The following is a 25,932-nucleotide window of genomic DNA, read 5'->3' as shown; positions in this document are numbered from 1 at the left end:
GTACCGGTGCCGGTCGAGGGGCGGTCGCGGATGGCTCGGACGACGTGTCCCGCCGGCAACCGCCGTATTCGCACTGGCGCTTCGAGACGCTCCCACACCCTTTTCCGCACCCCGGTGGTGCGCGTCCCGGCTGCTGCCTCATCGATTTCTGACATCGTTGTCAGAAGTCGGAGTACCCCCTCCAGGAGATACCGAAGGAGTACCGGGTTCCATGGCTCACAGATGGCGACAACGTCACAAGATCACGGCGGCCGCTGCCGCGGCCGGCGTCCTGGTGGCCCTGGGGGCCGCCGGGTCCCCCGCACAGGCGGCGGGGGCCGCGCAGGCGGCTCGCGGACACAGCGCCGCGCGTTCTGAGGTCGTTTCGGGCGACGCCCGGTTCGAGGTCCTCTCCCCGACACTCATCCGCACCGAGTACGCGGGGGACGCGAAGTTCGTCGACGCCGCGACCTTCAACGCCATCGGCCGCGACACATTCGGCAGGACCCCGTTCACGTCGTCGACGCATCACGGCGTGCTGACGATCCGCACGAGCGCCATGACGCTGACGTACAAGGTCGGCTCCGGGAAGTTCACCGCGGACAACCTGGAGGTGACGGAGAAGGCCGGCAAGCAGTCGGTCACCGCCGCCCCCTGGCCGAACGCGCCGGTCTGCGCCGCCGGGACGCGGTGCGAGGCGGAGGACCAGACCCTGAACGGCGTCGGCGTCGCCATGGACCACTCCGGTTACACCGGCTCCGGCTTCGCGGCGGGCTTCCGGTCGACGGGCAACTCCCTGTCGTTCTCCGTCACCGTCCCGAAGACCGGCACCTACCAGGTCGCCACCCGCTACGCGAACGCGGTCGGCGGCGACGGTGGGGACGAGGACCGCACCCTGAGCGTGTCGGCGGACGGCGGCGCCGCCAAGACGCTGACGCTCCCGAAGACCGCGAGCTGGGACACCTGGTCCACCGCGTCGGTCACGCTGGACCTGTCGGCCGGCACCCACACCGTCACCTTCGCCCGCACTGCGGCAGACTCCGGCAACGTCAATCTTGACAACGTTGCCATCCTCGCCCCAGGGGCACCCTACCCGGACCCCGCGGCGCCGAAGGCCGAGGACTGCTCCTTCGGCACACTCTGCGAGGCCGAGACCGCGGGCCTCGGCGGCTCCGCCGCACTCAAGTCCGACCACAACGGCTACTCGGGCCGCGGCTTCGTGGCCGGGCTCGAATCCTCGGACGCGCGGGACACCCTGCACGTCGTCGACGTGCCCAGGGCCGGCGACTACTCCCTCCAGCTGCGTTACTCCAACGGCGACGCGAGCGGCGCCGCCCGTGACATCTCCGTCAAGGTGGGTGCGGCGGACCCGGTCAAGGCCTCGCTCGCCGCAACGAGCGACTGGGACGCCTGGCGCACGGCCACCGTCCCGGTGCACCTGACCGCGGGGGCCAACGACGTGACCGTCGGCTGCCCCGAGGACGACGGCTGCCGCGTCAACCTCGACACCGCGGCGGTCACCTCACGCACCTCGCCGCTGCTGTCCCCGCACGCGCCGCTCGGCGGGTACCGCCGCAGCCTCGACGGCGTCAACGGCGAGGCGCCCACGACGCCCGGCCTGCTCTACCAGGACGGCTGGACGCTGCTCGACGACACCCCCTCCGCGATCTTCGACAACGCCACGCAGAAGGTCAGGCAGCGGGGCGACCACGGGGGCAAGGGCTACCAGGACGGGTACGTGTTCGGCTACGGACACGACTACCGGCAGGGCCTGTCCGACCTCGCCACCCTGACGGGACCCTCAGCACTGCTGCCGCGCTGGGCCTACGGCGTCTGGTACTCCGAGTACTACGACCGCAGCGCCGCGGACTACGAGAACACCATCGTGCCCAAGTTCCGCAAGGACGGCGTCCCGCTCGACGTCCTGGTGACCGACACGGACTTCAAGTCGCCGAGCACCTGGGACGGCTGGGAGATGGACCCGAAGAAGTTCCCCGACCCCAAGGCGTTCTTCGACTGGTCGGCCGCCCAGGGCCTGCACAACTCGCTCAACATCCACCCGAGCATCTCCGGTGACGACCCCAGGTTCGCCCAGGCGCAGGCCACGGCCAAGGGGAAGCTGAAGGACAGCGGGAACAACACCTACACCTTCGACTGGGGCGACCCCGACCAGCTCAAGGCGTACTTCGACCTGCACGAGCCCCTGGACGAGGCCGGCGTGGACGTCTGGTGGCTGGACTGGTGCTGCGACGCGTCCGTCTCGTCCCTCGGCGGTGTCACGCCGGACGCGTGGATCAACCAGCAGTACGCCGACGACTCGGCGAAGAACGGCGAGCGCTCCTTCGCGCTCTCCCGGGCGTTCGGCGCGCTGCCGCAGGGCAACTACAACCCGCACGGCCTGCCGACGGGCCCCTGGGCCGACAAGCGCACCACCGCGCACTTCACCGGCGACTCCACGTCCAGCTGGGCCACCCTCAAGTTCGAGGTCGGCTACACGCCGGGCGAGTCGGCGTCGACCGGACTGTCCAACGTGTCGCACGACATCGGCGGGTTCAACAACGACGGCACACAGGCCAAGGGCGCCGAACCCGGCACCACCAAGCTGCCCGACGACCTGTACGCGCGCTGGGTGCAGCTGGGCACCTTCCAGCCGGTGGACCGCCTGCACGGCAACCACGCCGACCGGCTGCCCTGGCAGTACGGCCCGGCCGCCGACAAGTCGGCCGAGAAGTTCCTCAACCTGCGCGAAGACCTCGTCCCGTACACGTACAGCCTCTCCGAGCAGGCCAACCGCACCGGTACCCCCGTCGTGCGGCCGACCTACGTGCAGTACCCGGAGAGCCAGGACGCGTACGCGACGGCGGGCAGCGAGTACTTCTACGGCCCCGACGTGCTGGTCGCCCCGGTGACCACGCCCGGCGACTCCGCCACGACGTCCGTCTGGTTCCCGGCCGGCTCCTCGTGGACCGACTACTTCACCGGCAAGACGTACGCGGGAGGCACCACGCAGAAGATCACCACCGGCCTGGACTCGATGCCCGTCTTCATCAAGTCGGGCGGCATCATGACGACGCGCACCGGCCACGTCGCCAATGACGTCCAGAACCCGCTCACCAGGGCGACAGTCACGGTGGCGCAGGGCGCGTCGGGCTCCACGAGCCTCTACGAGGACAACGGCACCACGGCCGACAGCAGGCAGAGCGCCACGACGGCGATCCGCTACGCCGAGCGCGGAGCGAACCACACGGTCACGATCGCCCGGGCGTCACGCTCGTTCAAGGGCCAGGTCTCCCACCGCGCGTGGACGGTCTCCTTCGTGAACGCGCACGCGCCGAAGCAGGTCTTCGTCAACGGCCGGAGGGTCTCCGCCTCCCACTGGTCCTTCGACGCGGGTTCGAGGACCCTGACCGTCGACGCACCGGCGCAGTCGGTGCACCGTCCGCTGGAGGTCAGGTACCACTGAGCCGCCGCACCACTGAGGCAGCCTCCTGAAAAAGCCGTGGCCCCCGGAGCGAAACCGCTCCGGGGGCCACACCCCTGTCAGGGGGTCATTCGCGCGTACTGGGGCAGTGCACTTATTCGGAGGATGCAGTATTCCTCCGACTCGGCCCCGAATCCTGTCTGGGATTACGGGGTGCAGTGTGTTTCGAGGTAGGGAGTCCAGGTGTCGGCGAGAACCGCGTTGTAGCCGTTGGCCTGCGGGTCCTGGCCGTATAGCACGGCGTCGTAGACATTGGGACTGTCGGTGAAGTACCGACGGCACCAGCGTTCCTGTTCGGTAGCGGTCGAGGACTTCCAGGTCTTCTCGACGGTTTCGCGGGCGACCTTGGCGGGGCTGATGTCGTTGACCTGCTTCTGGTCTTCGGAGCCGCAGGCGGCCAGGAGCAAGGCAGCCGCGAGGACGGCGGGTGCTGCGGTGCGGGTAGTCATCGTCTTCTTCCCTTGTTCAGTTGATCAGGCTGAGGCGGCAAAGGTCCGGTTCTCAGCTTGTCCTTGGGCCATGGATTGAAGTCCTCGGGTGGCTCTCTCCGCCTCGGCGGTCCTCAGCGGCATCTGCCGCGCGGGCGACGAGGTAGTCAGTCCAGTCCCTCCGGGCAATCCCGGCCCAGCGGACGGCGGTGTTGATGTGGAGGCCGAGGAGGTCGGCGAGGATCGGGGGCGGGATGTCCGCGACCAGGGCAACAAGGGCCCCGTTGCGGGCAGGGCGAGCGTCGATCCCGTGGTCGACGAGCTTGCGGCTGAAGGCGGAGGGGCCGGCGGGCCGTCCGGGGAGTAGGCCAGGGAAGAGCCACTTCGGGCCGGGTTGATCGTCCACGATCCGGGACTGGTGAACGGGTGAGGTCTCGACGAGCTCGTGCAGGAGCACGGCGAGTTTGGGTGGGACCAGGAGCGGGGGCTTGCCGATGCCGAGGTAGGTTTCCCCGTCCTGTTGGTGGAGGTGCTCGGCACGTAGGTGGCGGATGCGTGAGGTGGGCAGGCCGAAGAGCAGCACGATCGCCCCGGCGGCCCGGACGTCCAGTGGCATGGACGTGTCGCTCAGGCACCGCTTTAGCTGGACCCAGCGGTCGTCGTCGTTGAGGATGTGGGCGGGTTCCTGACGGGGGATGCCGGGGACGGCGAGGGTCTGGGTGAGGCCCCGGTTCGCGGCCCATCCGAGGAAGTATCGGATGGTGTAGTCGCGGGTGTTGCCGTCGGCAAGCCACCGGTCGAGATGCTCCTGGGTGAGGTCGCCGAGGACCAGTTCCTGTTCGTCGAGCCAGGTCAGCAGTTCCAGAGCGACGCGGATTCGGGTGCGCAGATAAGACCCGGCCATCGCTGGCTGGCGTCGGCGGGCGGCGCGTCGGCGAGCCCGCTTGAGCAGGAACCAGTGCACGAACGGGCGGATGAGCCGGGCGTGCTGTGGAGGCTTGTCGGCCAGCAGTTGGTCCAGCCAAGCAGGGATGCGGTCCAGGTCCTCATGCCGCTCGGGCAGGACGCCGGTGTGTACGAGGGTCTGACGGACGTAGTGCTCGTAGCGACTGGGCGGCAGCTCGTCGAGCAGGTCGTGGCTGAGCGGCCGCCCTGCGGCCGCGAGTTCGCCCAGAAGCCTGGCGTTCGGACTCCGCTTGAGCCAGCAGAGCACTGCCCGTGCGTCCTCGGCCGCAGCAAGGGAGTCGAGCACGGGCCGGAGCTGGCCGGAGACGTGGTCGTCTGGTCCAGCCAGGTGCTGTTCGAGCCGCTGGGCCAGGACGCAGTGAGGACAGCGTCCGTCAGCATAGAGGCGTCCTCCGCGTCCGCAGCCGGGGCAAAGGTAGACGCCGGGCAGCCCAGAGCACGGACCACAGATCTCCTCGCCGGCCTCGTCGTGGGCGATCAGGGGCTGCCGGGTTTCGCAGCGGTGGCACTGTTCCGGATGGTCAAGGATGCGGACGTAGCAAGCGCCGCAGACCGGGCCGCGGGGCCAGTGCGTGTGGACGGGCCGCGTGCGATCGCAGACCGAACACGACCGAGCGCGGCGCGGTCGGCAGGTCCGGCAGACGGGCTGACCGGCAGCGTTCTTCGGGCAGGGCCGGACCCGACCGCAGACCGAGCACGTTGCGAGGGGCGGCGGGTTGCAGTTCCAGCAAAGATCAGGATGATCGCCGGTGGCCCGGCGGGAGATCACTCTCATCTCTCCGCATTTTCCGCAGGTCCGGCGTGGTTGCCCATGCCGGATGTAACAGGCTGAGCATAGGGCCCCGTTGGGGCCGAGGGACGTCGCTTGCCTGACCCTTCCGCAGGATGAACAGGGGTGGGCTGGCGGTGTCCAGCACTTCTCGCAGAGCGGTCGTCCATCCGGACGCCGGGTGACGGGCATCCGGATGTCACCGCATCCTCCACATTCCTCGACGACCTGGGAGTCGTGTCGGTAGCAGGAGAAGCAGATGCCTCCTTCGTCACGGCGGGCGACGATGCGTGCGGTCCGGCCGCAGCGAGCGCAGGACTTCTTGTTCGCTGGGCTCCGTGCGCTACATGCCTGGCAGATCCGGCCATCGGGACCGACCCGAGGCAGGTCAACGTCCGTTCGGCCGCAGTCCGAGCATCCAGGCGGCTTCGCTCTATGGTGACCGGCCTCGTGTAGAGCACGAGCGAGGCGTACGACCACAGCCGGACAGCGCGGGTCACCCGAAGTGAGTGCGTCCGGGTGGTCGGCGAGGTGCTCGTCAAGCTCCCGCAGTCCGATGCCCCGGTCGGCGCGCACCGCTTCCAGCACCGCGGCGGCCGCACCCGAATCGAGGCCGGGCAGAGTTGCGGTGAGCGCGGTAGTGATCCTGATCCGGCGTTGATGCCGTTCCTCGGCTCGTTGTCTGTCCCGGTTCTTCACTGGCCCGGCCGACGGATCGTGGTCCGTCGCGCCTGGGGCGCGGGCCGGGCATCATCCCCGACCGCCTTGCTCACCTGTGCGTTGACCGTCTGGACCTCGATCAGGTCGTTCGGAGTGCACTGGAGGATGTCGCAGAGCGCCGCCAAGGTGTCCATGGACAGCCGCTGCGGGGGCTGGGTGACCAGCCGGAAGACCTGTTCGCGAGAGAGGTGGACCCCGCGTTCAGCGAGCAGGGGGACCAGGTCGGTGGTCTGGAACATGTCCCGGGTGGCCATGAGCTTGCGCAGGTTCCAGCTGATCCCCATCTTCTTGATCATTGGTCCTCCCAGAGGTCGGGGTGACGGTTCTTGAGCGCGTTCAGCACCAGGCGGGTTCGGTACTCGTCGGAGACACCGGTGTAGATCGCGGTCGTGCTCGCATGATCGTGTCCGACCTGCAAGGACACGAACTTTTCGGGGTAGCCGAACTCCACGAGGTGGGTCACGTAGCTGTGTCTTAGGGCATGCAAATCGAGCTCTTCCGGAAGCCCCGCGGCCTTCCTCGCCTGCTCGAACGCCGTGTTGAGCCCGCGCAACGACATGCGGCTGGACCGCTCGGTGACGAAGAGCGCGGGAAGCCGGCCCGGCCTGAACGCCCGGCGGACCTCGGTGACCCAGTGGTCCAGCACGTCGACGATCCAGTCCATCTCATGGACCGTGAGGACGGTGCGGCGCTTGGGCGGGCTGCCGTTGGACGCCTTGCCGTAGCGAACGAACAACCCGCCGTACTGCTCGTACTGGGGCATTTTCGGCTGACGCCGCCGGTCGGCAAGATCGAGCATCCGGGTTTCGTTGCGGCGTAGTCCGAACGCGTAGACGGTCTTGAGCAGGGCCGCGTCCCGCATCGCGGTGAGGGCGCCCTTGCGGCCCCGGGCCCGGACTTCCTCTACGCGTCCGTCGACGGCGTCGAAGAGGGCCTGGACCTCGTCGTAGGTGAGCGGCCTTCGGCCCGGCTGGCCTTCATGCTCCAGAACGTGGGCGACCCGGTTGTCCTCGTGGAAGATCTGCTGCGGGACCTGCCCGAACCGTTCTAGGCACTCAGCCGCCCAGCCGTACCGGCGGTCGGTGATGAAGTCCATGAACAAGGCCAAGGTGGTCTCGTAACCGCGGCCCGTTGACATGACGATCGGCTGCTTGCGGTTCGGTGACCGCAGGTGCGCTATGAACGCCTCGCCGTCGGCGGGGCTCCAGTTCCACGGGTACTCGTTGGTGAAGCCCACCAGCCGCCGGACCAGAGACACCCGCGGCTTGATCGTCCCTTCCTCACTCAGGAACCGGGTGCGCTGCTGACGTTCCCAGCCCTGAAGCATCGCTTCCAACATCGCACCCGCCGGATCGAGGTGAACGACTCCGTCGACGAGTTCGAGGCGCACGGAACCGGCCAAACCGGTTGCTTCGCTCACTCATGCCTCCGTTGCATCAAGTGCAACATTGTTGAGGCTCTCCCGGCCGACCGCAACCACCTCGGCAGTAGACAGTGAGGGTGATCCGGAAAAGATCCGGATCACCCTCACTACCAGGCACTATGCAGTTTCGGCGGTCGTGCCGAATGCTGCATCAGCTGCAACTTGGCCCAAAATCAGCTGCAGCCGCTCGTCGAGCCGCAGCCCTCGCAGATGTAGCAGGAGCCCGCGCGCTGCATCTTCGTGCCGCAGGAGAAGCAGAGCGGCGCGTCCGCGCTGATGCCCAGCTGCATCTCCACCAGCTCGGCCGAGGTGTGGGCCTCCTGCGGCGCCGGGGCCGCCGACGCGGCGGCCGCCGTGGCCGGGGAGACCACCGCCTTGAGTCCGGTGTCCTCGCCGCGCGGCGCCGACTGCGCCGGCGCGTCGACATCCACATCGCTCTCGGCGGGCTCGTACGAGCCGGTGTCGAGGTGGCGCTTGCGCTCCTCGGCCGAGTGGATCCCGAGCGCCGAGCGCGTCTCGAACGGCAGGAAGTCCAGCGCGAGGCGGCGGAAGATGTAGTCGACGATGGACTGCGCCATCCGCACGTCCGGGTCGTCCGTCATGCCGGCGGGCTCGAAGCGCATGTTGGTGAACTTCGAGACGTACGTCTCCAGCGGCACGCCGTACTGGAGGCCGACGGAGACCGCGATCGAGAAGGCGTCCATCATGCCGGCGAGGGTCGAGCCCTGCTTCGACATCTTCAGGAAGACCTCGCCGAGACCGTCGTCCGGGTAGGAGTTGGCCGTCATGTAGCCCTCGGCGCCACCGACCGTGAAGGACGTCGTCAGGCCGGGACGGCCCTTCGGCAGGCGCTTGCGCACCGGCCGGTACTCGATGACCTTCTCGACCGTCCCGCGGATGGCGTCCTCCGCCTTGGCGGTGACCTCGGCCTTCTCCTTCTCCTTCTTCTTCGCGGAGAGGGGCTGGCCGACCTTGCAGTTGTCGCGGTAGATGGCGAGCGCCTTCACGCCCATCTTCCACGCCTCGAAGTAGATCTCCTCGACCTCTTCGACGCTCGCGGACTCCGGCATGTTGACCGTCTTCGACAGCGCCCCCGAGATCCACGGCTGGATCGCGGCCATCATGCGGACGTGGCCCATCGCGGAGATGGAGCGATCGCCCATGGCGCAGTCGAACACCTCGTAGTGCTCCGGGCGCAGGCCGGGCGCGTCGACCACGTTGCCGTTCTCGGCGATGTGGGCGACGACCGCCTCGATCTGCTCCTCCTGGTAGCCGAGGCGGCGCAGCGCCTGCGGCACCGTGCCGTTGACGATCTGCATGGACCCGCCGCCGACCAGCTTCTTGAACTTGACGAGGGCGAGGTCGGGCTCGAGTCCTGTGGTGTCGCAGGACATCGCGAGGCCGATGGTGCCGGTCGGCGCGATGACCGACGCCTGCGCGTTGCGGAAGCCGTTCTTCTCGCCGAGGCGCTGCACGTCCTGCCAGGCCTCGGTGGCCGCGGCCCAGATCGGCGTGTCGAGGTCGTCCATGCGGGTCGCCACGGCGTTGGCGTCGGCGTGCTGCTTCATGACGCGCTTGTGCGCGGAGGCGTTGCGCGCGTAGCCGTCGTACGGGCCGACCACGGCGGCCAGCTCGGCGGAGCGCCGGTAGGCGGTACCCGTCATCAGCGAGGTGACGGCGCCGGCGAGCGCGCGGCCGCCGTCGGAGTCGTACGCGTGGCCCGTGGCCATCAGCATGGCGCCGAGGTTGGCGTAGCCGATGCCGAGCTGGCGGAAGGCGCGGGTGTTCTCGCCGATCTTCTGCGTGGGGAAGTCCGCGAAGCAGATCGAGATGTCCATCGCGGTGATGACCAGCTCGACGACCTTGGCGAACCGCTCGGACTCGAAGGACTGGTTGCCCTTGCCGTCGTCCTTGAGGAACTTCATCAGGTTCAGGGAGGCGAGGTTGCAGGACGTGTTGTCCAGGTGCATGTACTCGCTGCACGGGTTCGAGCCGTTGATCCGGCCGGACTCGGGGCACGTGTGCCAGTGGTTGATCGTGTCGTCGTACTGGATCCCGGGGTCGGCGCAGGCCCACGCGGCCTCCGCCATCTTCCGGAACAGCGACTTCGCGTCGACCTCCTCGATGACCTCGCCGGTCATGCGGGCCTTGAGGCCGAACTTGGAGCCGGCCTCGACGGCCTTCATGAACTCGTCGTTGACCCGGACCGAGTTGTTCGCGTTCTGGTACTGGACGGACGCGATGTCGTCGCCGCCGAGGTCCATGTCGAAGCCCGCGTCGCGCAGGGCGCGGATCTTCTCCTCCTCGGTGACCTTGGTCTTGATGAAGTCCTCGATGTCGGGGTGGTCGACGTCCAGGATGACCATCTTGGCCGCGCGGCGCGTGGCGCCGCCCGACTTGATGGTGCCGGCGGAGGCGTCCGCGCCGCGCATGAAGGAGACGGGGCCCGAGGCGTTGCCGCCGGAGGAGAGGAGCTCCTTGGAGGAGCGGATGCGGGAGAGGTTCAGGCCGGCGCCCGAGCCGCCCTTGAAGATCATCCCCTCTTCCTTGTACCAGTCGAGGATCGAGTCCATGGAGTCGTCCACGGACAGGATGAAGCAGGCTGAGACCTGCTGCGGCTGGGGCGTGCCGACGTTGAACCAGACCGGGGAGTTGAAGCTGAAGATCTGGTGCAGGAGGGCGTGGGCGAGCTCGTGCTCGAAGATCTCCGCGTCAGCCGGGGAGGCGAAGTACCGGTGGTCCTCGCCGGCCTTGCGGTACGTCTTCACGATCCGGTCGATCAGCTGCTTGAGGCCGGTCTCGCGCTGCGGGGTGCCGAGGGCTCCGCGGAAGTACTTGCTGGTGACGATGTTGACCGCGTTGAGCGACCAGAAGTCGGGGAACTCGACGCCGCGCTGCTCGAAGTTGACCGAGCCGTCGCGCCAGTTGGTCATGACGACGTCGCGGCGCTCCCACGCGACCTCGTCGTAGGGGTGGACGCCGGGCGTGGTGTGGACGCGCTCGATCCGCAGTCCCTTGCCGGCCTTCGCTCCCTTGGACCGGGAACCCCGTGCCTGGCCACTCGTCGTCTCTGTCATGCCGCCTCCCATATACGTACAAAAACACTCGCGCATGCCGTGCTGTTCCACGGCCGCGGGCACATGTGTGTCACCTCGGGCACCGCTTGGGGCGCCCGGGGCAAGTCCTCGGCCTCGGGGTTCCGCCGGGCCCCGGGGCCCGGCCGCGTCAGCCGGCGGCCGTGCCGGCGGGTTCGGGGGCCTCGACTCCCCCGTCGGCGCCGGCCTCGCCGTCCTCGGCGGGCGGCCGCTCGCGCAGTTCCGCGATGGCCGACTCGAAGTCCTCAAGCGAGTCGAACGCCCGGTAGACGGACGCGAACCGCAGGTACGCGACGAGGTCGAGCTCCCGCAGCGGGCCGAGTATGGCGAGGCCCACGTCGTGGGTGGACAGCTCGGCGCTGCCGGTGGCGCGCAGCTGCTCCTCGACCCGCTGGCCGAGCTGCGCCAGCGCGTCCTCGGTGACCGGGCGGCCCTGGCACGCCTTGCGCACCCCGGTGATGACCTTGGTGCGACTGAAGGGCTCCGTCACGCCGCTGCGCTTGATCACCATCAGTGACGCGGTCTCCACCGTCGTGAACCTCCGAGAGCACTCGGGGCACTGGCGGCGGCGCCTGATGGCCGTCCCGTCGTCGGTCGTCCGGCTGTCGACGACCCGGCTGTCGGGATGCCTGCAGAAGGGACAGTGCACGCTTCCCACTCCTCCCTCACCGCACGGCTGTATGGCTTCACGACGGCCGCACGACGGCCCCTGAGAAGCTGCCCCCAGCATAGCCGCACCACAATCTGTGGGCCATGGGGACTACCCAACCACTACATGTGGGGGATGGTTCGCACATTCCGTTCCCGCGTGTCGCATGCCCGAAGGGCGTGGAGACCGAACCGGGACCGCTCGGGCACTCGGGCCGGGCATGAGAGTACGTGACGCGGGCGGCGCCCCGGGCGCCGGGGGACGGCGGCCGGACGGCCGACGGTACGGTGTCGTCACGCGGCGCCCGCCGCCGGGCGGCTCCACACATCACCGGACGTGTCCATACACCCGAGCCAGGGGCTCAGGCCGTGCAGTTCGGACTTTTTCACTCGAACGTGTGTTTGGCGCAACCTTTCGAAAGCCACTACCGTTGTGCAGCAGGGAGAACACACCTGAGAGGGGCCGATGTGACCACGACCGCCGACAGCGCCGCCATCACCGCGCAGGACCGCTCCGCGCGCCGGTTCGAGCCGGTGCAGGCCGTGACGGACGCCGTCACCACGGACCAGGAGGGGCTCGCGAAGGCCAGGTCGCTGCCCGGCCGGCCCCCCGGCATCAGGGCCGACTCCACGGGGCTCACGGACCGGCAGCGCCGGGTCATCGAGGTCATCCGCGACTCGGTGCAGCGGCGCGGCTACCCGCCGTCCATGCGGGAGATCGGCCAGGCGGTCGGCCTGTCGAGCACGTCGTCCGTCGCGCACCAGCTGATGGCGCTCGAACGCAAGGGCTTCCTGCGCCGCGACCCGCACCGGCCCCGCGCCTACGAGGTCCGCGCCTCCGACCAGCCCACCGCGCAGCAGGCGGACACCACGGGCAAGCCTGCCGCCTCGTACGTGCCGCTGGTCGGGCGGATCGCGGCCGGTGGCCCCATCCTCGCCGAGGAGTCCGTCGAGGACGTGTTCCCGCTCCCCCGCCAACTGGTCGGCGACGGAGAGCTGTTCGTCCTCAAGGTCGTCGGTGACTCGATGATCGAGGCGGCCATCTGCGACGGCGACTGGGTGACCGTACGGCGTCAGCCCGTCGCGGAGAACGGCGACATCGTGGCCGCGATGCTGGACGGCGAGGCGACCGTGAAGCGCTTCCGGCGCGAGGACGGGCACGTGTGGCTGCTGCCGCACAACGCGGCCTACCAGCCGATCCCCGGCGACGAGGCGACGATCCTCGGCAAGGTGGTCGCGGTCCTGCGCCGCGTCTGATCGCCTGCCCGGGCCGCGTGCTGCACGGCGGCCATCCGTGCGCGTCATACCCGGACGGGCGGGCCGCTCGGCGGCCGTCGCCGCAGCCCAGCGGCCCGGCCCGAGCGCGCCCGCGCCAGCCCGTTGGGCTGCGCCCGTATGCCAGAGAGCCCTGGCCGGCCGGCCTACTTGCCTTCCGCCCTGGCCGCCGCGTCGATCGCGGCCAGTGACTTTCGGGCCTGGTTCCTGTCCGTCGTGTACCAGAAGTCGGGGAGCGAGGCCCTCAGGTAGCTCCCGTAGCGCGCCGTCGCCAGCCGCGGATCCAGCACCGCGACCACCCCGCGGTCCTCCGTGGCCCTGACGAGGCGCCCGGCGCCCTGGGCCATCAGCAGGGCCGCGTGCGTGGCCGCCACGGCCATGAAGCCGTTGCCGCCGCCCTCCTCCACCGCCTTCTGGCGCGCGCTCATCAGCGGGTCGTCGGGGCGGGGGAACGGGATCCTGTCCATGACCACGAGCTGCGAGGACGGCCCCGGCACGTCCACTCCCTGCCACAGCGACAGCGTGCCGAACAGGCACGTGCGCGGATCGGCCGCAAACCCCTTGATCAGCTCGCCGAGGGTCTCCTCGCCCTGCAGCAGGATCGGCACGTCCAGCCGCCCGCGCAGCTCCTCGGCCGCCGCCCGTGCCGCGCGCATCGAGGAGAAGAGTCCCAGCGTGCGCCCGCCGGCCGCCTCCACAAGATCGGCCAGCTCGTCCATCATGTCGCCGCGCGAACCCTCACGGCCCGGCGTGTTCAGATGGCGGGCCACGTAGAGGATGCCCTGCTTGGGGTAGTCGAACGGCGATCCCACGTCGACGCCCTTCCACTGCGGCACCTCGTCCCCGCCGGTGCCCTCCGCCGCGAGGCCGAGCGAAGCCCCCACCCCGTTGAAGTCGCCGCCGAGCTTCAGCGTGGCCGACGTCAGCGTCACCGAACGGTCGGCGAACAGCTTCTCCCTGAGCAGACCGGACACCGACAGCGGCGCCACGCGCAGCGAAGCGCCGAACCGGTCGTGGCGCTCGTACCAGACGACATCCCACTCCGAGCCGTTCGCGATCCGCTCCGCGACCCCGTGCACCGACTCGACCGACGCCATGGCCTGCTTGCGCACGACGTCCTCGTCCTGCACGGACCTGTCGCGGGTGTTGCCGAGCGCCGTGATCACCGTGCGGGCCGCGTCCCGCAGCGCCATCAGCGCGTACGCCAGGTCTTCCGGGATCTCTTCGAGGCGCCCGGGCAACGCCAGCTCCATGAGCCGCTCGAACGTCTCCGCGGCCGTCTGCAGCGCGTCCGCCGCCTTCTCGTCCACCAGCTTGGCCGCACGGCGCACCGCGCGGTTCACCTGCCCGGGGGTCAGCTCGCCCGTGGCCGCGCCCGTCACCCGGGAGACCAGCTCGTGCGCCTCGTCCACGATCAGCACCTCGTGCTGCGGCAGGACGGGCGCGCCCTCGATCGCGTCGATGGCGAGCAGCGCGTGGTTGGTCACCACCACGTCGGCCAGCTTCGCCCGCTCGCGCGCCAACTCGGCGAAGCACTCCTGCCCGTACGCGCACTTCGTGGCGCCCAGGCACTCACGGGACGAGACCGACACCTGCGCCCAGGCGCGGTCGGACACCCCGGGCGTCAGGGCGTCGCGGTCGCCCGTCTCCGTCTCGTCGGCCCAGTCGCGCATGCGCAGCAGGTCCTGGCCCAGCCTGCTGGTCGGCTCGGCGGCCTCGAACTGGTCGAACAGGCCGTCCTCCTCGTCCTGCGGCATGCCCTCGTGCAGCCGGTGCAGGCAGAGGTAGTTGCTTCGGCCCTTGAGCATCGCGAACTCGGGACGGCGGCGCAGCAGCGGGTGCAGCGCCTCGACCATGCGCGGCAGGTCCCGTTCTGCGAGCTGCCGCTGCAGCGCGAGCGTCGCCGTGGCCACCACGACGCGCTCCCCGTGCGCCAGGGCCGGCACGAGGTAGCCGAGGGACTTTCCGGTGCCGGTGCCGGCCTGGACCAGCAGGTGGGACGGGGTGTCGATGGCCTCGGCCACGGCCTCGGCCATGGCGACCTGGCCTGGCCTCTCCACACCGCCGACGGCGGTGACGGCGGCGTGGAGGAGCTCGGGGAGTGATGGCTTCGTCATAGCGCGACCACCCTACGGCCGGCGACTGACAACGGCGCTCACGCCCCGGGCGGCCGGTGCGCGGCGAGCGGGTTCTCGACGGTTCCGTGCACGGCGGCGTGCGGCCGTTCCGCCCGGTCGCGGTAGCCGTCGAGGTGGAGGCGGTTGCGGTTGAGGCAGAGTCGCTCGATACGCGGGGTGAGCAGGTCGAACGCTTCGAAGCGGTCCTTGAGTTCGGGGAAGCGTGCCTGGTGGCGCAGGATCTCCGCCCGTACGAGTGACCAGAACTCTCTCTCGGGAACACCCAGTTGCTCCTCGCACAGCGGGGCGAGGTAGCGGAAGACGCCCACGAAGAGGCCGGAGTGGATGAACTGGATGAGGAAACCCGGGTCCTCGCTCAGCAGGACGTCCCTGACCTCGGCCGGCATCGACTCGTGTTCCGGCAGCGGTACGGAGCTGATGTTGACGTCGTCCACGAAGTCCTTGATCGCGAGCCGCACCGGCACGTCGTGCTCGTCGAAGACGACGATCGTGTTCTCGCCGTGCGGTGAGAACACGGTCCCGTAGCGGTAGAGGAAGTGCAGCAGCGGCGGGAGCAGCGCGGCGAACAGCCGGGCCAGCCAGCGCGCGGGCTCGAGCCCCGAGCGTGCGACGAGCTCCGCCGTCAGGGCACGCCCCGCCGGGTCGGTGTGCAGGAGGGCCGCGAGCGTGCGGGCGCGCTCGCCGGGGTCGAGGCTGGTCAGCAGGGGCTGCCGCCAGATCGCTCCGAGCAGCTCCTTGTACTGGTAGGGGGCTTCGGGGAGCCGGTCGTAGAGCGGGTGCCGCACGGTCACGGACGCGACCTCCCCCTGGAGGATCACGCGGGTCTCGTCGCGCAGGAACGGGTCGGCGTCGCGCAGGCCGAGCACCCAGGAGGTGACGGCGGGCGCGGCGAGCGTGCGCCGGGTGGGCAGGCCGCGCCACACGAGGGTGTTGAGGATGGACAGCGGCAGCTTCACGGTGTGGCGGTCGGGGCGGTCGATGTTGAGGAACGTGCGGATGGACTGCTGCGGCAGGCGCAGGTCGCCGTCGGACGGCAGTGGCACGATGGATCCGTCGGCGATCGCGGGCGCGTAGAGCGGGACCAGTACCTCGTCCCACTGCCAGGGGTGGACGGGCAGGTAGAGGTAGCCGGACGGGTCGAGTCCGCGCTGTGCGAGCAGGCCTTCGAACGCGGCGCGCACCTCGGGGTCGAGCTCGGCGGCGTAGAGCCGGCCGGGGTCGGTCAGGCCCCGGCTGCCGCGGTAGTCGGCGAGCCGGGTCGAGACGGCTATCCAGGGCAGCGTGGCGGGGGTGCGGGCCTCGGGGGCCCAGCGGGCGGTGTCGGTCGCGGAGAATCCGACACGGCCCTTGTTGAGGACGATCCACGGGTGGCCCGTCTGGTGGCCCTCCAGTTCGGCGTAGCCCAGGTCGGCGAGTTGGGCCGCGGTCGCCGCGGTGTGGTCGAGGGCCGCGTCGGCGGCGACGGTCGTGGTCAGCTCGCGTATCAGGTGGCCGAGGGTGTCGCCGTCGATGCGCAGGAGGCGGCGGGACAGTACCAGGAAGCGCAACGGGTCGGTGAAGGGCGCGCCGCTCCCGTCCGCGTCGCCCGCGCCCGTCCCGGCCGCGCCCGTCTCGTCCGTGCCTGTCTCGTCCATGCCCGCTTCACCCGCACGCGTCTCGCCCGACCTCGTCATCGATGCCGGGTCGGCCCGCCAGCTGCCGTACGCCCCTCGGCGGGCCCGGAAGTGGAGGCGGGAGCCGTCGTCGAGGGTGAGCGTGTAGTGGCCGCTGTGCCGGCGGCTCTCCACGGGAGCGAGGATCTCCTCGTAGGCGAACTCGCCGACCAGCTTGGCCAGCAGCCGGCGGGACGCCGCCCTCCAGCGGTGCGGGGTGAGTCCCGGCGGTGCGTACAGCGGTGAGTGCGGCAGGGCCGGCGCGGCGAGTGCGGTGGAGTCGCTGGAGTCATGCACGGGCGTCGTCGACATGGGGAGGGCTCCTCGGAGCGGAGGTGGCGGGACCTGGCGGCGGTCCGCCTACGACTGTTCGAATACGGCGGGTCACTTACGGTAGGGCACTGGCGGTGTCAGGGGCCCTGTCGGGGCCTTCGCTGTGATGGGTTCAGAGGAGTCGGCGCAGTGCGCGGTCCCGGATCATGAGCGCGGCTCGTTTGCCGGGCAGGTCCACCTCCGCGCTGAAGCGGAAACCCGCGCTCAGAAATGCTGACACGGACGGCGTGTTCTCCAGGTCAGGTTCGGCAAGTACGCGCGTGCACCGGGGCCGATGGTCGAGAATGTGGTCCGACACTGCCCGCAGGAGGGCGGAGCCCACGCCCCTCCCCCGGTCGGCCGCGCCGCCCACCAGGACGTGGACGCCGGTGTCGTGGGGCCTCGCCGGGTAGTGGCGGGCCAGCGGGTCGAGGTCGGCCCGGTAGACCTCGAAGTAGCTCATCGGCACGCCGTCGAGGACGCCGAGGCAGGGGATGCTGCGCCCGTCGCCGCGCAGTTGCGCCTCGAGATGGGCGGCGGTGACGGACGCGGGCCCCGCGAGCTCCCAGAAAGCCGCCACCGCCGGGTCGTTCATCCAGCCGGTGATCAGGGCGAGGTCGCGTTCCTGGCGCACGGGCACCAGCCGCAGGACGCCTGCGGAGCAGGGGACGGGCCCCCAGCCGTGCAGGCCGTCGAGCAGGCCGTCGTCGAGCGTCATGGCAGCGCTCTCCTCCCGTGTCACGGCCTCAGCGGGTTCGTGATCGTGACGTAGACGGACTGCGTGTCGACAGGACCGACGAGCTCGTCCAGGCCGTGCAGCCGCGTGAGCAGGTTGGCCTTGCAGCGCAGCACGGGCGCGGCGAGCAACTGCCCGGGCAGCGGGGATCCCGACGCGGCGGCGTCCGCGAGGAACCGGCGGAAGGCCGCGATGAGCACCTGCTCGCCGACCAGGCGCTGCGAGCCGAACGCGCCGATGAGGCCGAGGACGTTGTTGATGCCGAGGTAGTACGCGAACCTCTCGTCGGTGACCTCGTCGGAGACGAAGGTGTCGGAGGCGGCGCCGATGCCGGGCAGCCTGCGCTCCAGGGCCTCGCGGTGCGAGGCGCGGAAGTAGTAGCCCTGGTTGTCGCGGTAGCGGCCGCCGATGGGCCAGCCGTCGGCGTCGAGGTGGACGAGGGTGTTCTGCTGGTGCGCCTCCAGGGCGATGCCCGCCTGTCCGTCCAGCCAGAGGATCGGCCTGACCACGTGGTGGAGGTAGCGCAGGAACCACTCGGCGGCGACGGCGGGCCCGGGTCTTCCCGTGCGGACGGCGAGCCGCGCGACGATGTCCGCGAGCCGCGAATACGTCGTGCCGTGTCCCGGGTACGGGCGTGGCGCGGTCAGTCCGGCCACGCAGACGGCGTCGTCCGCGGGCCCGAACGGGTTGTGCCGCAGGATCACGTCGAGGCCGGGCACGGGCTCGCCGTCCGCGCCGTCGACGGCGAGCCACGCGGGGTCGCGGACGATGTCGAAGCCGGGGTGCGCGGCACGCCACTGCCTGCCGAGCCCGGTGCGCAGCAGCCGGTGCACCTCGACGCCGCGGCGCAGCTCCTTGCGCAGGTTCTCGCGGCGCGAGTTGGTGATGCGCACGCCGAGGGACAGCTTGAGCATGGCGGGGGCACCCGGCCTGTGCACCGTGCGGACGGAGGAGGTGGGGTGCCAGGGGTCGCCGTGCGGCCCCAGGTCGTGCACGAGCCCGGCGTCGGCGAGCCGGGCGAATGCCGGACGGTGCGCCATGTCGCGTGCCTGCCACGGGTGAAGCGGCAGCGGGACGGTGCCGGCGGGCAGCGGGACGCGGCCGAGCAGGCGTCCGGCGAGCCGTTCGGCTGTCACCGGCCTGCCCTGCTCCGTCCAGGCGGAGTCGGCGGCGAGGACCGAGCGGTCGACGGCCACCCAGTGCAGGGCGAACGAGCCGCCGAGCTCGGGCGAGTAGCGCAGGGCCTCGGCCTCCGAGAGCCCCTGCCTGCTCTTGGGCGTGGGGTGCATGGGGTGGCCGAGCACCAGCGACTGCTCGGCGGCGAGGAACGGGTCGGCGCCGGGCGCCGGTTCGGGGCGGTGGCGGCGGTGGGCGAGGAAGAGTGCGGTGTGGCGGGCGGAGTCGGCGACCATGGCGACCAGGTCCGTGCCCTGGTTGCGGCCGGACTCCCGGCCGAGCAGCGCTGCGACGGTGACGGCGTCGGCCGGCGGCGCGTGGTGCGGCGCGCCGTCGAGGAAGGCAGGACCGAAGCGGTGCCAGCCGGTCGGCGACCAGTAGTCGACGGGCACGCGCAGCGCGGTGCCGCTCATCGGCAGCGGCAGCCGCAGCACCTCGCCGTCCGGCGGCTGGATGTCGTTCTCCCTGACCCAGCAGCGCAGCAGGTTCTCCACGGCCGCCGATTCGGCGGCGCGGTGCGCGTCGGGGTGGTCGAGCGGGTCGGGGCGACGTGCCCCGCCCGTCCGTCCGGCGTGCGGGTGCCGCTCTCCACCGCCGTGCTGGCGGGGCACCATGACGGACTCGGGGGCGTGGGGCGCCACCGGCAGGTCGGACGGGGGGGTGGGGTTCACGGGTCTTCCTTTGCGGTTCCTGGGTGCGGGGTCAGTGCGACCGTCCTGCGGACGCGAGTGCGGCACGCTCGGCGGCGGCCAGCGCGTCGGCGAACCGGTCGAGCACCGCCTCTGCCTGTTCGTCGGTGAGGATCAGCGGCGGCAGCAGCCGCACGACCGCGCCGTCACGGCCGCCGAGTTCCACGATGAGCCCCCGGTCGAGGCAGGCGCTCCGCACCGCGCACGCGAGCGGCGCGTCCGCGGGCGCGGGGCGCTCGCCGGCTTCGGCCGCCGGGGCGACGATCTCCACGCCGATCATCAGCCCGCGGCCGCGCACGTCGCCGACGCACGGGTGCTCGGCGGACAGGGCCCGGAGGCGGGCGAGCATGCGGGCGCCGAGCAGCGCGGCCCGCTCGGCGAGGCCGTTCTCCCGCACGAAGGCGAGGGTGGCGGTGCCCGCGGCCATCGCGAGCTGGTTGCCGCGGAACGTGCCGGCGTGCGCTCCGGGGCGCCACACGTCGAGATCCTCGTGGTAGACGATCACGGCGAGCGGGAGCGACCCTCCGACGGCCTTCGAGAGCACCATCACGTCGGGGACGATGCCACTGTGCTGCACGGCCCAGAAGCTACCGGTCCTGCCGACGCCTGTCTGCACCTCGTCGGCGATGAGCGGCACCGAACGGTCCGCGGTGATCTTCCGCATCCGGCGCAGCCACGGGTCGGGAGCGGGCAGCACGCCGCCCTCGCCCTGCACGGGTTCCACGATCATCGCGGCCGGCCGCGGCACGCCGCCCCTGGGATCGTCGAGGAGGCTCTCCGTCCAGCGCGCCGCCGTCTCGGCGCCCCGCTCGCCGCCGAGGCCGAACGGGCAGCGGTAGTCCTGCGGGAAGGGCAGGCGGGTGACCCGTACGTCGCGCGCGCCGCCGGACACGGCCAGCGCCCCCTCCGTCATGCCGTGGTACGCGCCGGTGAACGCGAGAACGCCCTCGCGGCCCGTCGCGGTGCGCGCCAGTTTCAGCGCGGCCTCGACCGCGTCGGTGCCGGCCGGCCCGCAGAACTGGATCCGCGCGTGCGCGGCGAGTTCGGCCGGCAGGGTGGCGAACAGCTCGGTGACGAAAGCGTCCTTGACGGGCGTGGCCAGGTCGAGCACGTGCAGCGGCGCCCCGGAGTCGAGGACCTTCCTGATGGCTTCGAGCACCACGGGGTGGTTGTGGCCGAGCGCGAGCGTGCCGGCTCCGGAGAGGCAGTCGAGGTAGCGCCGGCCGTCGGCGCCCTCGACGGTGAGGCCGCGTGCCCGCACCGGCACGATCGGCAGGGACCGCGCGTAGGTACGGGCGGCGGACTCGCGCTGCGACTGGCGCCTGAGGATGCCCTCGTGCGCCACGGTCGCCGCCGCAGGGGCTGTCTTGGTCACGGCCACGTCTCCCGGTCCTCCCGCTGTCGCCATGCCCGGCACGCCGTGGCGTGCCGGGCGCCGGGGCTCGGCGGCGGGCGCCGGCCGTGTCCCCCGCACGTACCAACGACGCCGGGTGCGGAGGATCACGGGTGGCGGGAAGATCCCTGGCCTGCGCGCGTGGCGCAGAACCGCGCACCTGCCGTGCGGCGTGTCCCTCGGCAACGGCATAGTGGGGCCGTTCCGCGCGCAGCGCTGCGCGTGCACGTACCTTCCAGGGGGAGCCCAGATGTCACCGACCCGTCACATGCCCGCAGTTCGCATGGTGGCCGCGACAGCCGCCGCGGCGGCTCTCGCGCTGAGCGCGACCGCGTGCGGGCCGAGCGGCGGAGGTGACGCGGGCGCGGCGCCGTCCGCGTCGGCGACCGCGACGCCCGAGCCCGGGTTCTCCGTCCCGGACGACCTCAAGGACAAGCTGAAGCAGCACGGGTTCGACCTCGACAAGTGGAAGCACGGCGCGTGGAAGAACTGGGACAAGGACCAGTGGCTGCGCCAGGCGCAGGACTTCGTCAATCCGATCATCAAAGGTCTGTGGGACCCGGATCGCATGCGCAAGGCCGACAGGACGGCGGAGCAGCCGATGCGGGCGCACGACCTCTCGGGCGACCAGGGCGTCACCGATCCCGAGCCCGCGCCCGTGGCCGCGCGGCAGGCGGCGACGCCTTACGCGGGCAGCGTCCCGGTGGAGGGCAAGCTGTTCTTCGACGGCCCGCAGGGCTCGATGGTCTGCTCGGCCACGGTGGTCACGGACCCGGCGCACCCCGGCAGGTCGAACATGGTGTGGACGGCGGGCCACTGCGTGCATGCCGGCAAGGAGGGCGGCTGGTACCGCAACATCGCCTTCGTCCCCTCGTACAACAACAAGGGCCTGACGGCGTCCCTGCTGCGCGGGGCGAGCGAGAAGGAGATCGCCCCGTACGGGGTCTGGTGGGCGGACTGGGCGGAAACCTCGCCGCAGTGGATCTCCGAGGGCGCCGAGACCGGCGGGCAGGGCTCGCCCTACGACTACGCCGTGCTGCACGTGAGGCCGGAGAGCGGCGCCACCGGCAAGTCGCTCCAGGAGACGGTGGGCGCGGCCATGCCCGTGGACTTCAACGCCCCGGCGGTGCCCGACATCGCGAGTATCACGGCCAACGGCTACCCCGCGGCACCGCCGTTCGACGGCCAGCGGCTCTACCAGTGCCAGGACAGGCCGGGACGGCTCTCGCTCGACCGGTCGGCGCCGACGGAGTACCGGATCGGCTGCACGATGACCGGCGGCGCGTCGGGCGGCGGCTGGTTCGCGAAGGGCGACGACGGAAAGCCCGCGCTGGTGTCGAACACGTCGATCGGCCCGGTGAAGGCGGGCTGGCTGGCGGGGCCGCGCCTCGGCAAGGTCGCCGAGGGCGTCTACGAGGGCGTCAGCAAGAAGTTCGCCTCGCGATAGCGGTCGCAGCGGGCCGCGCCCGTGGGCGCGGGTCCCGCGCGGGGCGCCGCCCGCCCGGCCGGGGCGCGGGCGGGGCGGGGCCAGGCCCCGGGGGGCGTGGTGAGCCGCGCTGTTCGTGCCCGCGTCACGCCCGGCAGCGGCGACGGCTCCGCACCCGTGGGCGCGGACGCCGCGCTCGCACGGCCGGTACGGCGCGTCCGCCTCGCCCGTGGGCTCATCGGTGGGCGGCCGGTGCACGTGTGCTTCCCCATGGGCACGCCGCACGGGGGCGCGCACGCCCGCAGGGCCGTACCCCGACTCGATCGGGGTACGGCCCTGCGGTTTCGGCCTTGCGGCGGGGCCGCCGTCAGAGAGCGCCGGCAGGCGTGTACGGCGAGAGCGCCGCCGCGAGCTCCTCATGGACGCGCGCCTTGAGCAGCGTGCCCTCCGGGGTGTGCTCCTCGGACAGCACCTCGCCCTCCGCGTGCACCCTGGAGACCAGCGCGCCCTGCGTGTACGGGACGAGCACCTCGACCTCCACCTCCGGCCGCGGCAGCTCGGCGTCGATCAGCGCGAGCAGCTCGGCGATGCCCTCGCCCGTGCGCGCCGACACGGCGATCGCGTTGCGCTCGGCCGCCAGCAGCCGGTGCAGGACCAGCGGGTCCGCCGCGTCCGCCTTGTTGACGACGACGATCTCGCGCACGTCCTTCGCTCCGACGTCGTGCACGACCTCGCGCACCGCGGCGAGCTGCTCCTCGGGCACCGGATGCGATCCGTCGACCACGTGGAGGATCAGGTCGCTGTCGCCCACCTCCTCCATCGTGGAGCGGAACGCCTCCACGAGGTGGTGCGGCAGGTGGCGGACGAATCCGACCGTGTCCGCGAGGGTGTAGAGCCGCCCGCTGGGCGTCTCGGCACGGCGCACCGTCGGGTCGAGTGTCGCGAACAGCGCGTTCTCCACCAGGACACCCGCCCCGGTGAGGCGGTTGAGCAGGGACGACTTGCCGGCGTTGGTGTAGCCCGCGATGGCGACGGACGGCACGCGGTGGCGCCTGCGCTCCTGGCGCTTGATCTCGCGGCCGGTCTTCATGGCCGCGATCTCCCGGCGCATCTTCGCCATCTTCTCGCGGATCCTGCGCCGGTCCGTCTCGATCTTGGTCTCACCGGGGCCGCGCGTGGCCATGCCGCCGCTGCCGCCGCCGCCCATCTGCCGGGACAGCGACTGGCCCCAGCCGCGCAGCCTCGGCAGCATGTACTGCATCTGGGCGAGCGCGACCTGCGCCTTGCCCTCACGCGACTTGGCGTGCTGCGCGAAGATGTCGAGGATCAGCGCCGTCCTGTCGACGACCTTGACCTTGACGACGTCCTCCAGGTGGATCAGCTGGCCGGGGCTCAGCTCACCGTCGCAGACCACCGTGTCGGCGCCGCTGTCGAGGACGATGTCCCGCAGCTCCTGCGCCTTGCCCGAGCCGATGTACGTCGCCGGGTCCGGCTTGTCACGCCGCTGCACCACACCGTCGAGGACGAGCGCTCCCGCGGTCTCGGACAGCGCGGCCAGCTCCGCGAGGGAGTTCTCCGCGTCCTCCAGCGTGCCGGACGTCCAGACGCCGACCAGCACCACGCGCTCCAGGCGCAGCTGCCGGTACTCGACCTCGGTGACGTCCTCCAGCTCGGTGGACAGGCCCACCACGCGCCGGAGTGCGGCGCGCTCGGACCGGTCGAGCTGGTCGCCGTCGCGGGCCTCGTCGGTCCGATGGCTCCAGGCGACGTCCTCCTCCATCAGGGCGTCGGCCCGAAGGCTGTCGGTGCGCGGGTCGGCCGGGCGGCCCGCCGCGGGGTGCTGCGCGTCCTGGGGGAAGGGAGAAGAGGAGGTCATTGGGTCCTTACGTCGTCGGAATGCCGCATACGTACGGCGTCGAACAGGTCAACGCCCTGCCGGACGGATTGATTCCCCCGGACATGTTCGATGGTGGCACGCCGCGCCCGCGCCGTCACCCGTGTTTCACGCACCGCCACGCACGGCGGACGCCTTGTCTCCGTGTGCGGCGGGCGCGGAGGACGTGGCGTCGGGATGCGCCGGCTTCTTCGCCGTGGGCCGCGCCGTGTGCTGGGCGGGCGCGGCGCTGTGCCAGTCGGGGTGTCCCGGCATCGGAGGCGTCTTCTTGCCGTACAGCCAGCCGTGGAAGAAGGCCGTCAGGTCCCGGCCCGCGTCACGGGAGGCCAGGGCGGTGAAGTCGGCCGAGGAGGCCGAGGAGTCGCGGTTCTCGCGCACCCAGTCGCGCTCGATGCGGGAGAACGTCGCGGCGCCGACCTCCTGGCGCAGGGCGTAGAGCACCAGCGCGCTGCCGTCGTAGACGACGGGCCGGAAGATGCTGATCGGCTTCCCCGGCACGGGAGCCTTGGGCGCGGCGGGCGGCCCGCCGGCCGCGCGCCAGGCGTCGGAGCTTGTGTACGCGTCGTGCATGCGCTGGGCGAAGTCCGGGCCGCCGTGCTCCTGCGCGTAGGTGCCCTCGTACCAGGTGGCGTGGCCCTCGTTGAGCCAGACGTCGGACCAGCGGTGCGGGGAGACGCTGTCGCCGAACCACTGGTGCGCGAGCTCGTGCACCAGCAGGGAGTCGACGTACCACGACGGGTAGCCGCCGCCGGCGGCGAACAGGGAGCGTTCGAAGAGCGACAGGGTCTGCGTCTCCAGCTCGAACCCGGTGTTCGCGCCGGCGATCAGGACGCCGTAGTCGGAGAACGGGTAGCGGCCGACGCGCTGCTCCATCCACTGGATCATGTCCGGTGTCTTGGCGAGCCACGGGCCGAGCCGCTTCCTGTCGGCGGCGGGCACCACGCTGCGCACGGGCAGGCCGTGCGGTCCTGTGCTCCTGACGACGGCGGACGTGCCGATGGAGACCTGCGCGAGTTCGGTGGCCATGGGGTGCCTGGTGCGGTAGGTCCAGGTGGTGTCCGCGCCCTCGGTGCTCTCGCCGGTCTCCTCGCCGTTCGCCACGACGGTGAGCTTCTTGGGCGCGGAGACGTGGAAGGTGAAGTAGGCCTTGTCGGAGGGGTGGTCGTTGCAGGGGAAGACGCGGTGTGCGGCGTTCGCCTGGTTGGCCATCACCAGCCCGTCCGTGGTGCGGATCCAGCCGCCCGCGCTGTTGTCGCCGCGTGGGTCGCTGGTGTGGTGGACGGTGACCTCCATCGGGTCGCCCTCGGGGACGACGTCGTGCGGCGTGACCACGAGGTCCTCGCCCGCCGTGGCGAAGGCCGCGGGCCTTCCGTCGACCGTCACGGACCGTACGGTGCCGTGGGTGAAGTCGAGGTTGAAGCGGTCGAGCCTGCGGGTCGCCGTCGCGTCGATGGTGGTGGTCGCGTCGAGCGGCTTGTCGTTGTCGCCCGTGTACGTCAGGCCGATGTCGTAACTGCCCACGTCGTAGCCGGGGTTGCCGAGGTAGGGGAAGAGGCGGTCGCCGATGCCGAGCGGGGAGGGAGCGGGCAGGGCGGCGGCGACGAGGGTGGCCGACGCGGTGGCGAGCAGCGCGGCACGCAGACGGCGTGAGGTGAGGAGCATGCCCCACCGCTACCAGGGGACGGCGGGCGGTCGGGGGCGGCGCGCGCCCCTCTCAGCCGAACGGGTTCGG

16 protein-coding genes are annotated in these 25,932 nt (G+C 71.2%); 3 read left to right on the top strand and 13 right to left on the bottom strand.

The features are described from left to right. The first annotated feature begins 211 nt into the window (after positions 1–211). Positions 212–3,442 carry a TIM-barrel domain-containing protein gene (locus IH48_RS0111505; protein ID WP_078849639.1) on the top strand — a complete coding sequence of 1,077 codons (3,231 nt, stop codon included), beginning with the start codon at positions 212–214 and terminating at the stop codon, positions 3,440–3,442. A 164-nt stretch (positions 3,443–3,606) separates the two neighbouring features. On the opposite strand, the gene IH48_RS0111500 is transcribed toward IH48_RS0111505, so the two are convergent. The 6 genes from IH48_RS0111500 to nrdR form a co-directional block, all read right to left on the bottom strand. After that, positions 3,607–3,909: a hypothetical protein gene (locus tag IH48_RS0111500; RefSeq protein ID WP_030902563.1), complete on the bottom strand. Its 303-nt coding sequence runs from the start codon at positions 3,907–3,909 to the stop codon at positions 3,607–3,609. A 52-nt stretch (positions 3,910–3,961) separates the two neighbouring features. After that, complete coding sequence (locus tag IH48_RS33180; RefSeq protein WP_158710276.1) at positions 3,962–5,140, bottom strand: hypothetical protein; 1,179 nt, start codon at positions 5,138–5,140, stop codon at positions 3,962–3,964. Positions 5,141–6,318: 1,178 nt separating this feature from the next. Beyond that, positions 6,319–6,639: a helix-turn-helix domain-containing protein gene (locus tag IH48_RS0111490; protein ID WP_030902561.1), complete on the bottom strand. Its 321-nt coding sequence runs from the start codon at positions 6,637–6,639 to the stop codon at positions 6,319–6,321. Further along, the gene (locus IH48_RS0111485; RefSeq protein ID WP_030902560.1) at positions 6,636–7,763 is read right to left on the bottom strand and encodes a tyrosine-type recombinase/integrase; all 1,128 of its coding nucleotides are present in this window, start codon (positions 7,761–7,763) and stop codon (positions 6,636–6,638) included. The genes IH48_RS0111490 and IH48_RS0111485 overlap by 4 nt, the downstream gene beginning before the upstream one ends. A gap of 176 nt (positions 7,764–7,939) precedes the next feature. Continuing rightward, complete coding sequence (locus IH48_RS0111480; RefSeq protein WP_030902559.1) at positions 7,940–10,843, bottom strand: vitamin B12-dependent ribonucleotide reductase; 2,904 nt, start codon at positions 10,841–10,843, stop codon at positions 7,940–7,942. Between the two features lie 148 nt (positions 10,844–10,991). Beyond that, a complete protein-coding gene (nrdR, locus tag IH48_RS0111475) occupies positions 10,992–11,510 on the bottom strand; it encodes a transcriptional regulator NrdR (protein ID WP_030902558.1) in 519 nt (172 codons plus the stop codon). Positions 11,511–11,977: 467 nt separating this feature from the next. Between nrdR and lexA the strand changes: the two genes are divergently transcribed. Next, on the top strand, positions 11,978–12,766 hold the full coding sequence (lexA, locus tag IH48_RS0111470; protein ID WP_030902556.1) for a transcriptional repressor LexA: 789 nt from the start codon (positions 11,978–11,980) through the stop codon (positions 12,764–12,766). Between the two features lie 164 nt (positions 12,767–12,930). On the opposite strand, the gene IH48_RS0111465 is transcribed toward lexA, so the two are convergent. The 5 genes from IH48_RS0111465 to IH48_RS0111445 form a co-directional block, all read right to left on the bottom strand. After that, positions 12,931–14,901, bottom strand: a complete 1,971-nt coding sequence (locus IH48_RS0111465) for an ATP-dependent DNA helicase (protein WP_030902555.1) — start codon at positions 14,899–14,901, stop codon at positions 12,931–12,933. Positions 14,902–14,939: 38 nt separating this feature from the next. Beyond that, positions 14,940–16,886 carry an IucA/IucC family protein gene (locus IH48_RS0111460; RefSeq protein ID WP_078849638.1) on the bottom strand — a complete coding sequence of 649 codons (1,947 nt, stop codon included), beginning with the start codon at positions 16,884–16,886 and terminating at the stop codon, positions 14,940–14,942. 133 nt (positions 16,887–17,019) lie between these two features. Continuing rightward, on the bottom strand, positions 17,020–17,730 hold the full coding sequence (locus IH48_RS0111455) for a GNAT family N-acetyltransferase (protein ID WP_234434229.1): 711 nt from the start codon (positions 17,728–17,730) through the stop codon (positions 17,020–17,022). Continuing rightward, positions 17,625–19,469 carry an IucA/IucC family protein gene (locus tag IH48_RS0111450; RefSeq protein WP_030902549.1) on the bottom strand — a complete coding sequence of 615 codons (1,845 nt, stop codon included), beginning with the start codon at positions 19,467–19,469 and terminating at the stop codon, positions 17,625–17,627. Before IH48_RS0111450 ends, IH48_RS0111455 begins: the two co-directional genes overlap by 106 nt. Positions 19,470–19,500: 31 nt before the next feature. Continuing rightward, on the bottom strand, positions 19,501–20,868 hold the full coding sequence (locus IH48_RS0111445; protein ID WP_030902546.1) for a diaminobutyrate--2-oxoglutarate transaminase family protein: 1,368 nt from the start codon (positions 20,866–20,868) through the stop codon (positions 19,501–19,503). A gap of 262 nt (positions 20,869–21,130) precedes the next feature. Here IH48_RS0111445 and IH48_RS0111440 point away from each other — a divergent pair, with 262 nt between their 5' ends. Then, positions 21,131–22,327: a trypsin-like serine peptidase gene (locus IH48_RS0111440; protein ID WP_420705472.1), complete on the top strand. Its 1,197-nt coding sequence runs from the start codon at positions 21,131–21,133 to the stop codon at positions 22,325–22,327. A 346-nt stretch (positions 22,328–22,673) separates the two neighbouring features. Here IH48_RS0111440 and hflX read toward each other — a convergent pair whose 3' ends face one another. Both hflX and IH48_RS0111430 read right to left on the bottom strand, forming a co-directional pair. Then, complete coding sequence (gene hflX / locus IH48_RS0111435; RefSeq protein WP_030902540.1) at positions 22,674–24,182, bottom strand: GTPase HflX; 1,509 nt, start codon at positions 24,180–24,182, stop codon at positions 22,674–22,676. A gap of 126 nt (positions 24,183–24,308) precedes the next feature. Next, complete coding sequence (locus IH48_RS0111430; protein ID WP_078849637.1) at positions 24,309–25,862, bottom strand: M1 family metallopeptidase; 1,554 nt, start codon at positions 25,860–25,862, stop codon at positions 24,309–24,311. Between the last annotated feature and the right edge of the window lie 70 nt (positions 25,863–25,932).

It is taken from the genome of Streptomyces sp. NRRL F-5126 (assembly GCF_000721265.1).
In the GTDB taxonomy this organism is placed as follows: Bacteria; Actinomycetota; Actinomycetes; order Streptomycetales; family Streptomycetaceae; genus Streptomyces.
Note: the sequence above shows the minus strand (reverse complement) of the source record. Positions and strands in the feature narration are given on the sequence as shown.

Bases quoted from the DNA above. Each gene is read 5' to 3' on its own strand.
- IH48_RS0111465 (WP_030902555.1), bottom strand. From the start codon at position 14,901: ATGACGAAGCCATCACTCCCCGAGCTCCTCCACGCCGCCGTCACCGCC.
- IH48_RS0111505 (WP_078849639.1), top strand. From the start codon at position 212: ATGGCTCACAGATGGCGACAACGTCACAAGATCACGGCGGCCGCTGCC.
- IH48_RS0111430 (WP_078849637.1), bottom strand. From the start codon at position 25,862: ATGCTCCTCACCTCACGCCGTCTGCGTGCCGCGCTGCTCGCCACCGCG.
- hflX (WP_030902540.1), bottom strand. From the start codon at position 24,182: ATGACCTCCTCTTCTCCCTTCCCCCAGGACGCGCAGCACCCCGCGGCG.
- IH48_RS0111480 (WP_030902559.1), bottom strand. From the start codon at position 10,843: ATGACAGAGACGACGAGTGGCCAGGCACGGGGTTCCCGGTCCAAGGGA.
- IH48_RS0111460 (WP_078849638.1), bottom strand. From the start codon at position 16,886: ATGTCGACGACGCCCGTGCATGACTCCAGCGACTCCACCGCACTCGCC.
- IH48_RS0111500 (WP_030902563.1), bottom strand. From the start codon at position 3,909: ATGACTACCCGCACCGCAGCACCCGCCGTCCTCGCGGCTGCCTTGCTC.
- IH48_RS0111490 (WP_030902561.1), bottom strand. From the start codon at position 6,639: ATGATCAAGAAGATGGGGATCAGCTGGAACCTGCGCAAGCTCATGGCC.
- IH48_RS0111440 (WP_420705472.1), top strand. From the start codon at position 21,131: ATGTCACCGACCCGTCACATGCCCGCAGTTCGCATGGTGGCCGCGACA.